The sequence below is a fragment of the Peribacillus sp. SIMBA_075 genome, assembly GCF_046534585.1.
The window spans coordinates 1-240 of record NZ_JAWRYN010001488.1; the positions used below are offsets into that span (position 1 = coordinate 1).

The window sequence follows — 240 nt, forward strand, 5'->3', positions numbered from 1 at the left end:
ATAAAGTAGAGTGAGATGGCGATAAATAATGTCTGATTGATAAATTGTGGGAAGTATCGTCTGTAAATTTCTTGTACAGCTCGTGTTTGTGTGTTCACAAAGGAGAGTGTTTCACTAACAGAATGTTGTTCGTAGTATGAGAAACCGAGTTGACGGATTTGCTGGAAGGCAGCAAATTGTGAATCTCTTGAGGCTTGTTCAATTAATTTTCTTTGCCATAAATTACGTGCGGCTGTCAGT

General features: G+C 38.3%; 1 protein-coding gene. It reads right to left on the bottom strand.

What is annotated here, in order from left to right; all coding sequences use genetic code 11:
• Nucleotides 1-240 (bottom strand): hypothetical protein (locus tag SB775_RS33350; RefSeq protein WP_410865581.1); only part of this gene is annotated, 240 nt, incomplete at both ends.